General features: G+C 47.8%; 9 protein-coding genes. 7 read left to right on the top strand and 2 right to left on the bottom strand.

Annotated elements, in window-relative coordinates:
- Window positions 1-923 (bottom strand): GTP-binding protein (locus GX419_04900; GenBank protein NLI24024.1); only part of this gene is annotated, 923 nt, incomplete at its 3' end.
- 155 nt (window positions 924-1,078) lie between these two features.
- Here GX419_04900 and GX419_04895 point away from each other — a divergent pair.
- The 7 genes from GX419_04895 to GX419_04865 all read left to right on the top strand — a co-directional run bounded on the left by GX419_04895 (window position 1,079) and on the right by GX419_04865 (window position 8,041).
- On the top strand, window positions 1,079-2,413 hold the full coding sequence (locus tag GX419_04895; GenBank protein NLI24023.1) for a hypothetical protein: 1,335 nt from the start codon (window positions 1,079-1,081) through the stop codon (window positions 2,411-2,413).
- Complete coding sequence (locus tag GX419_04890) at window positions 2,391-3,293, top strand: hypothetical protein (GenBank protein NLI24022.1); 903 nt, start codon at window positions 2,391-2,393, stop codon at window positions 3,291-3,293. The genes GX419_04895 and GX419_04890 overlap by 23 nt, the downstream gene beginning before the upstream one ends.
- Window positions 3,280-4,320, top strand: a complete 1,041-nt coding sequence (locus tag GX419_04885) for a polysaccharide deacetylase family protein (GenBank protein NLI24021.1) — start codon at window positions 3,280-3,282, stop codon at window positions 4,318-4,320. Before GX419_04890 ends, GX419_04885 begins: the two co-directional genes overlap by 14 nt.
- A gap of 3 nt (window positions 4,321-4,323) precedes the next feature.
- Window positions 4,324-5,817: an amino acid adenylation domain-containing protein gene (locus tag GX419_04880; GenBank protein ID NLI24020.1), complete on the top strand. Its 1,494-nt coding sequence runs from the start codon at window positions 4,324-4,326 to the stop codon at window positions 5,815-5,817.
- Window positions 5,814-6,593 carry a GNAT family N-acetyltransferase gene (locus GX419_04875; protein ID NLI24019.1) on the top strand — a complete coding sequence of 260 codons (780 nt, stop codon included), beginning with the start codon at window positions 5,814-5,816 and terminating at the stop codon, window positions 6,591-6,593. The genes GX419_04880 and GX419_04875 overlap by 4 nt, the downstream gene beginning before the upstream one ends.
- A gap of 99 nt (window positions 6,594-6,692) precedes the next feature.
- A complete protein-coding gene (locus GX419_04870; GenBank protein NLI24018.1) occupies window positions 6,693-6,941 on the top strand; it encodes an acyl carrier protein in 249 nt (82 codons plus the stop codon).
- On the top strand, window positions 6,938-8,041 hold the full coding sequence (locus GX419_04865) for a hypothetical protein (GenBank protein NLI24017.1): 1,104 nt from the start codon (window positions 6,938-6,940) through the stop codon (window positions 8,039-8,041). The genes GX419_04870 and GX419_04865 overlap by 4 nt, the downstream gene beginning before the upstream one ends.
- Here the strand turns inward: GX419_04865 and GX419_04860 are convergent.
- Window positions 8,034-9,332, bottom strand: a complete 1,299-nt coding sequence (locus GX419_04860; protein ID NLI24016.1) for a lipopolysaccharide biosynthesis protein — start codon at window positions 9,330-9,332, stop codon at window positions 8,034-8,036. The two genes, GX419_04865 and GX419_04860, sit on opposite strands and share 8 nt — an antisense overlap.
- Between the last annotated feature and the right edge of the window lie 7 nt (window positions 9,333-9,339).

Genomic DNA, 9,339 nt, shown 5'->3' with positions numbered 1-9,339 from the left:
ATGCTGATAGTTGGCTCATCAATCTGCAAAGGTTTCAGAGGTTCAGGGTTGTCAAAATCAGCAATAGTATCCCCGATTTCGAAATCATCGATTCCCAGTATGGCGCAGATTTCTCCCGGGTAAACATCCGTTTTGACCTTTTCTTTTCCCAGGCCTTCAAATACGTACAATTCTTTAACCTTACTCTTGAAAACGCGTCCGTCCTGTTTAATGAGAGAAACATTCATGCCCCAGCGCAATACCCCGCGTGAGAGACGTCCTACAGCAATTCTTCCTACATAGCTCGAATAATCGAGAGAGGTGATTTGCAGCTGCAGGGTACCTTCACCGACTTTGGGAGGTGGAATGTACTCCAGAATGGTGTCGAGAAGATAGGTAATGTCCTTGGTGGGTTTTCTCCAGTCAGGGCCCATCCATCCTTCCTTGGACGAACCGAAGACAGTGGGAAAATTAAGCTGATCCTCTGTGGCATCGAGGTTGAACATCAGGTCAAAAACGGCTTCCTGAACCCCTTCGGGATCGCAGTTGGGCTTGTCCACTTTGTTGATCACCACAATGGGCTTGAGATTCAGGGCCAGTGCCTTCTGCAAAACAAAACGGGTCTGCGGCATGGGGCCTTCAAAGGCATCAACCAGTAAAAGCACGCCGTCAGCCATATTCAGCACCCTCTCTACCTCACCTCCGAAATCGCTGTGCCCGGGTGTGTCAATAATATTGATCTTTATGCCCTTATAACGTACAGAAACATTCTTGGCAAGGATAGTGATTCCTCTTTCCCTTTCCAGTTCATTGCTGTCGAGAATCAATTCGCCGGGATTCTGGTTGTCACGGAAGAGTTTTGCCTGATACAACATCCTGTCAACCAGTGTGGTTTTACCATGATCGACATGGGCAATTATTGCTATGTTTCTGATATTCTGCATTTTGTCTTAATTGTCGCTTGTAAATGGAAGCGCAAAGGTAATTCAATTGCTCCAGAATATTCATACGGGAGTATTTGAGTTAGATAAAACCAAAACAGAACACGGATTCGTTAATCGGCATCAATGTATTATCTTCGTATCTTTCGTTATTGAAGATGGAAAACAGGCCGGTATTGATCTATGCTGACGCAGTTACTCCCCGTCTGAAATACGCGGTGCGCCTTCTCCTGGAAACGGTCCTGCGCATTCCATCCGGCATAACCGCCGACAGGGAAGAATTCGCGCGTTACGAAGGGCCAAAGATCAGCTATGGAAAGGAAAAATTTGCACAGGCTTTTCATATTATCCCTTCAGGATTGCTGTCTGAAACAGGGCTTCGGAATTTTTTGCCCGTTGCGGATGTGGTTGAAGGAATGCCTGTTCTGTTTCCTGCCAAGGATGCTGATGGTTGTTTTGATGTTTTTTCAGCAGCATTTTATTTGGTTACCCGGTACGAGGAGTATTTGGCTTTTCATCCCGATCAGCACGGGAGGTTTCCGGCTACTGAGTCCATGCTTTACCGGCAGGGATGGCTTGGCAGGCCTTTGGTCAATGAATGGGCACTCTGGCTGGCATCAAAACTTGCATCGGTTTTTCCTGATTTTTCCTTTAACGAACCGCCATATCAGTGTATTCCTACCATTGATGTGGACAGTGCCTTTGCCTATTGCCACAAGGGCTTTTTCCGGAATCTGGGTGGAGCCGTTCGGGATGTTTTTCTTAACCGAAAACCCGGATTGTCTGAGCGAATTGCCTGCCTGACGGGGAAAAAGGAAGATCCTTTTTATACCTTCGAATGGATTCATCAGATTCACAGCCGTTTCAGGATTTCTGCCCGCTGGTTTTTCCTTTTGGGCAGGTACGGCAGGTATGACAAAAACATATCGCCTGTCCATCCTGCCATGCAAAAGATTTTACAGGACTGTGCCGCCAATGGTTCAGTGGGTATCCATCCTTCATACCATTCCTTTGGAAGCGAACAGAAGATGAGGCGGGAAAAAGAACTGGCCGAGTCGGTTCTCAGGCAGTCCGTTACTATGAGCCGACAGCATTTCCTGCGGATGCGGTTTCCTGAAACCTTCCGTAACCTTATCCGGATTGGGATCCGCGAAGACTATTCTCTCGGATATTCAACCCACCCTGGTTTCAGGGCCGGCATCACCACTCCTTTCCTTTTCTATGACCTGCTCAGGGAGGAAACCACAGGCCTGATGCTGTATCCGTTTGCCTTTATGGACAGAACATTTTACGGTCCTGACGGTAAGGTGACGGAAAAGGCCGCAGAAATTGCAGGAAATATTATACAGTCAGTTCAACGTGTAAAGGGGACTCTGATTTTCATTTTTCATAACGAAACGTTTGCTGGTCCGGGGAAAGAATGGAGGGATTTCTATCAGAAAATACTAGCTTTGGCAATAAACCCATCCAATGATCAGGCATCTGGCACATGAATTTATCGGCGGGGCATGGTGGGATCAGCAGCTTGCCATGGCGCCCAACAGGGTTCCTTATGCTCGCGCCTGGTACCTTGATCTGGTCTGCCCGGGCTGGGGAATTTTGCTCGACGAAGCGCGGGGTTACTTTATGCCGGTTCCTGAAAAACACACGATTGGAGTAAGACGTATTCTGCAACCTCCTTATTGCCAGCAGCTGGGAATCTTCGGTCAGCAAATTCCTGATTCATTCGTCTGTGATGAATTTTTAAGCCATGGCTCGCTCCGGGTTATACAGTTGCACATAGCCCTGAATGCTTCGAACCAGCTTTTGGAAAGAACGAAAGGATTGTACTTCCGGCCCGATAACCTGCTTTCCCTCGATAAACCATACAGTGAATTATCTTCGGGCTTTGACGAGAATACCCATCGCAATATCAGGAAAGCAATGAAGGCGGGACTGGAAATCAGAAAAAGCGGTGAGCCCGGTTTTCTGCTTCAGCTGAAGTGGAAAGCCAGGCCGTCAGGTATGCAGGAAAAGCACCTTCAACTGGCCGGGAAAATCATGCATAAGGCTTTGGAACGAAACGAGGGGGAAATATGGTATGCCTTTGCTCCGGACAATGAACCTTTAGCCGGCTGCTTTTTCCTTAAGGATGATCTTCGTTCCGTTTATCTGATTTCGGCCTCTTCCCCGGAGGGTAAGGAAACAGGCGCCATGTTTCTGCTGGTAAGCAGATTTATTGAAACCTATGCCGGCACGGGCCGGCTTCTCGATTTTGAAGGCTCCACCGTACCAGGTATTGCAAGATTTTTTAAAGGATTTGGTGCGGCCACCACCGTTTATCCCCTTGTCAGCCGTTGTCTTTTCGGATGGTTAACGTATGGACAAAAGTAAACTATACGTATTTACAAGTCCCTTAAGGAGACTAATCCCTTTTTCCCTGCTGGTGAAAATCAGCCGGCAGAAAATGCTCTTTCCCTTCTGGCATGCCGTAGCACCTGTGCCACCCCCGCACATCAGGCACTTGTATCCTGTTCCGTCGCCCGAACAATTCCGCCGGGATGTGGAATGGCTTTTACGGTATTTTAAGCCTGTTGATCTTTCCGGAGCAATTCGCTATATAACCAGGGAGGCTTCCCCTGAGAAGCCTGTAATGCATGTTACCATTGACGACGGGTTCCGGGAGTCTTTTGATTTTATTGCCCCGATATTAAAAGATCTGGGTGTTCCGGCCACCTTTTTTATATCGCCTGCTTTTGTCGGTAATCGTGATCTATCATACCGCTGTAAGGCATCGCTGGTTTATCATCAGCTTCTCAGGCCCAATTTGCCCGAATGCATTCCGTCGGGCATCACCCGGGCATTCATGAAAAAAGGGCTTCCTGTTCCCGATTTCAGGAAAGCTGTTCTGGAAATTCCTTACCGGCACAGGGAAATGCTCGATCATCTCGGCCTTGTGGCGGGTATCAGTTTTGAAGAGTATCTTCGGGAGCAGAAACCCTATATGGATGATGAGCAGATCCGGTGGTTGCAGGCAGAAGGATTTCATATCGGAGCCCATAGCATTGACCATCCCTGGTATCCTGACCTGGCTCCCGGTGAACAGCTGCGGCAAACCCTGGAAAGTGTTGATTTTGTGAGAAATATGTATGGAGAACTGTTCCCGGTTTTTGCTTTTCCGTTTACCGATCATTTCCTTCCTCTGGAGTTCTACCAAAACCTTCATTCAGTGCCCAGCGCTCCGCCGGTGACATTTGGTACTTCAGGTATTAAAAAAGATATGGCTCCCCGGTCTGCCCAGCGGATTGGAATGGAGAAGCCTTTCGTTAACGCCCCCGGAATCATTTTTTCTGAGTACCTTTACTTTTTGTTCAAAGCCCTGATGGGAAAAAATATTCTCAGGAGGGCTGATAAATACTGACCCATGGATTTTCTTCAGAAGTTCAGTGAATCAGTCCGGCGCTGGCCTCAAAAAGATGCTTTCTGCATCGGGAAAGATCTGTATTCCTATGAGGATTTTGCCTCCTGCATTTCCGCAGTCCGGTCTGTTTTGAAAAAAGAAGCAGGCAAAAGCCGACAGAAAATCGTGGCGGTGCTTGCATGGGATGATATTTACAGCTATGCTTCTGCTTATGCCATCTGGCTTGAAGGAAAAACCTTTCTGCCTCTGAGTCCGAGAAATCCTGCCACCAGGAATAACGAAATTTTACGGCAAACCGGCGCTGAGCTTGTTTTGTCGGCTGGTCCTGTGCCACGTACCATTTTGTCTGCGACCCACATTCAAATGATTGATGTAAAGGGATTGAAATCAAAAGGAATCCATATTGAGCCAGCAGAAAGAGATCCTGATGACCTGATGTACATTCTGTTTACATCAGGAAGTACAGGAAAGCCAAAGGGGGTGCAGATTACCTATTCCAATTTCAATGCTTTTGTTAAAGCTTTTCTGGATATTGGTTATTCGTTTACCGAAAACGACAAATTCCTTCAGATTTACGACCTTACATTCGATGCATCGTTGCATTGCTATATTGTTCCGCTTTCCCTTGGGGCATCGGTTTATACGGTACCGTGGAATGAGGTAAAATATATGTATGCCCTCCGCCTGCTTCAGAATCACGGGCTGACTTTTGCCAAGTTGCCTCCCTCAACCATTGCTTTTCTGCGTCCTTATTTCCCTTCGATTCGTCTTGAAAAACTGCGTTACTGCCTTTTCGGAGGTGAACCTCTTGACAGGGATCTTGTAACCGAATGGAGGCAATGTGTTCCGAATGCCGTGGTGCAGAATGTGTACGGCCCTACCGAAGCCACTGTCAATTGTCTTGAATACAAAATTCCTTCTGATCCCGGGGAAATAAAGCATTTTAACGGTATTGTCGCAATCGGGAAACCCTTTGGAAAAAACCGGGCTTTTGTAGCGGGGAAGAACAGAAATGCCCTGGACCTGGAACAGAAGGGGGAATTGTGCGTAGGAGGTCCCCAGATAAGCCCCGGATACTGGAAAGATGATGAAAAAACCACCCAGGTCTTTTTTGAACTTTCTTCGGGCAAAAAAAAGGAACGATGGTATGCTACCGGCGACATTGTTCTGACTGACAGGGATGGTGATTATCTTTTTTGCGGGCGTTCCGACGGGCAGGTGCAGGTGCAGGGATTCCGGGTTGAACTGGGTGAAATTGAATACCATACACGAACGTATTTGCGAACCCAGGCTGTGGCTCTGGCCAAGGAAAATTACCTGGGAACCCAGCAGATACATCTGTTTGTTGAAAAATGCGACGATCCGGTCGCCCTCAGGGAATTTCTGAGCCGGAAATTGCCCGATTACATGGTGCCATCAGAAATTATCCCGGTTGAACAGTTTCCGGTCAGCGTAAGCGGAAAAATCGACCGGAGAAAGCTGTATGAAATGATATGAAAGGAGAAAGCCTGTACAATATGGCCCCTGCCGGCCTTGTTGAATACGGGCTGGAACAATTCTATCTTTCACTGGCAAAATACGGAAACCTGCCATGGGGTGAGGAACCCTGCTTCTATTGGGTGCACAATCCTGATACCGGATGGCCCTCCTTTATATTCAGCATACGTTTCCCTTACGCTCCGCAGGTGAAGGATATAGCTGAGCTGAAACTGTCGGCTGAAAAAGGTATATTCCCCGATTCGCTGGTTGTTTCTGACCATCGCTCAAGCGATTTGCTGAACCTTCTGGCTCATGCCGGTTTTGTTCCTGTGCTTTCCTGGAAAGGAATGTGGTGCACGGAAGAAATGGTAAACTTTTTGCCGGTGAATGAAAAGGTCCGCCTGGAGGAAACCTGTAATACTGTTCAGGCTGAAGAATTTGCTGGTGTTGTGAATGAAGTGCTTTTTGCCGCGAAACGCATTTCTCCCGGGCTTGTTGTGACCTCCGAAAGCGCAGGGTTGTGGTTTTACCGTGTTGTATTTGAGGACCGTCTGGCCGGGAGTATTGCTCTGCACCGCATTGGCAATTTGTGCGGAATTTATCTGGTTACGGTAAAACCGGAGTTCAGAAGAATGGGAATTGCTCAAACTGCCACAGCATGGGTCATAAAAAAGGCTCTGGATGAAGGCTGTAACCGTTTTATTCTTCATGCCAGCAAAATGGGTGAGCCGGTGTATCTGAAACTGGGTTTTCAACCGGTCTCCCGGCTCTGGATATTGAAATGGGGAAGATAATTATCAGCCCGTTGGAGCGGCATCACCAACTGAATTATCAGTAAAAAAACTAAATTTACATCCTGCGTAATTGTTTGTCTCAGAAAAGAAATAAGGTGTATGGATGATTACGATGTGATTCGACAGCGTGTAGAAAAAGTGTTCAGGGAAGTATTCCGCAAACCATCATTAGTTCTTACTCCCGGACTTTCGGCTGCCGATGTGCCGGAATGGACCTCACTGCAGCATGTGCGGCTGATTGCTGCGCTGGAAAAAGAATTCGCCCTGCGCTTCGAATTTTCTGAACTTGTTGAGATAGAAACCGTGGGCGACATAATCAGGATTATTGTACAGAAGTCCTCGGTATGAAGTTCCGTGAAATACGAGTTGGCGAACTCGATGATCTGATCGCATCCGGTTGGTACCGCCGGCAGAAAATTATTCCCATTACCCCTTCAAGGGCTATTTCCCAGGCCATCAATCCGAATGCTTACCCGAATGATATTGCTCTTCTGATGGCGGTTGCAGAGGACGATTCCCTGGCTGGTTTTGCTGGAATTTTGCCGGCACGGCTCTATCTCGCTCGTGCTGAGCCGGAACGCTTTTTCTACAACAGCTGCTGGTGGATTCACCCCGATAAGGGACGAAGAGTATCTATGCCCCTTTTCTACCGAATGCTCGAAATAACCCGCGGGCGCATGGTGCTGGCCGATATGACAGAGCATACAGAGAAGATCGTTGATGGTACAGGCAGGTTCAGGGTTCAGAAACCTGCCGAAGGCATATATCTGTGGTTCAGGGGAGGTGCCGGTACCTTTCTGAGCCGGAAATCAGGATACAGGCCATGGGTTAAACTTCTTGCTTCTCCGGTGGACCTTGCTATAAACGGAATGCAGTACCTCCGCCTTCAGGGTATGCAAATAGCTGCCGGATCAGACACTTTTACGGTTCGTCCGGCTTCCGTTGAACAGCAGGATGTAAACGAATTTATCGACAGGATGTGTGCCGGAAACCCCCTCACAAGGCGCGCATCTGATCTGAAATGGATTTTGCGCACTCCCTGGCTTATTCCGTGCAAATTATGTAAAAAAGGTACTCACCAGTATCCTTTCTCCTGGAAAGTTGAATCCTTTGTTCAGCATGTTCTTAGGATTGATCACAACCAGTTGCTTGTTGGAGTGGCTGTTGTGAATTTCCGTGACGGCATAGCAAAAGTGCCTTACCTCTATGTTCTTCAGGGAAGTGAAGAACCCGTTGCTCAGGCGTTACTGTTTTGGTTGCTCCGCCAACCGGCCCACGGGTTGCTGACCTGGAATCAATACCTGCTCAGAGAACTGAAACGGTTGAATCTGCCGGCTGTGATCAAAAGGAAAGTGTATAAGCGAACCGCTTACAATCTGGTATTATCAGAGGTTCTTGATACCAGCTTCGAACTGCAGGATGGAGACGGGGATTCGGTTTTTACGTAATACTAATCTGCAACTGATTGTCGTGTTGTTTCACAAGGGTATAGTACCACCAGAGGCAATATCCGTAAATGCCCACTCCAATGGCGCTGTAAAAAACCATACCGAGATGCGGGTTTTTCAGCAATAATCCGGCCGTTAGGGCAGCCATCCGCAAAACAAGTTGCACAGCTTCAATCCACATGGCTTTTTTTTGCTGCATAAAAAAGTCAGGCAGAAACGACAACGGAGTAGCCAGGAAGAACATAAACATCCACGGAAGGATAATGCGGAAGTAGGTGGCTGATTCAGCCCATGCACTGCCGAAAACCAGGGTAAAAACAAAAGGAGCGGCAAGCCAGACGGGAATAAAAGTAACAAGTGCCAGCAGAAACATGCTTCGAACAAAACGCCGGAAATCAAATAGCAGAGCTTGTCCGTTGTTCTTTTTTTCTATAATGCGCTGCGAAAATGTCCGTTCCACCGAATTGAGAAAAAGATTGGCCGGACGCGACACCACTGTGTACCCGAGGGAATAAATTCCGGCTGCCGAAGAGGAAAACCAGGATGAAAGCAAAAGCACAGGCAGGTTTCCGGAAAAGTAGTTCAGAAACAGATGCACCATCCGGAAGCGCGGAAAGTTAATGTACTCCTTTGCTCTTTTCTTTACCGGTGCGCTTTTAAACAAGATTTTGCTGTTTCTGTGTTTTTTGAGAAAAGGGAAAAGAAAGGCCACCAGTCCTCCGGCATATCCGAGAAGGGAGCCAAGGATTAGTCCGCCGCCCCCGGTTTTCAGAAAGCCGAATCCAACGCGCATGGCCGATGATGCGGCGCTCTGGGTTACATTATAGGCGGCAATGGCGTTATACTGCTTGTGCCTGTTGAAATAAAAAGTAAATGCCTGGCAGGCAACCATGATGAAAACATACAGCGGCAGTGTCAATAACCAGAAGGAAATTTCCGGAACTCCCAGCACAGAAGAAACCCAGTTTCGTGTAAAAAGCAGAAAGATAAAGAGGATGGCCATGGTAATAACCGACACAAAGAGGGCCAGTTGCAGAAGCTGCAGAGCATGTTCGTTGCGCCGGGGGAGCAAAATGGCCTGTTCGTATCTCCCGCTGGCCAGGATGGAAAGAATCATTGACACCGAAAGGTAAACCGACAGCTCTCCGAAATGGGCCGGAGTAAAAAGTCGCGTAAGAAGGGGGTAAACAAGCAGGCCGATTAACTGGGCCACAGCTGCAGAAGAAACCAGTGTAACAGTATGCCGGAAATATTCTACCTGAAACAACTGAGGAATCCTGCGTAATTTCATGAAGTAT

The organism is Bacteroidales bacterium, from assembly GCA_012517825.1.
GTDB lineage: Bacteria > Bacteroidota > Bacteroidia > Bacteroidales > JAAYUG01 > JAAYUG01.
This window is presented reverse-complemented; position numbering and strand designations above follow the sequence as displayed.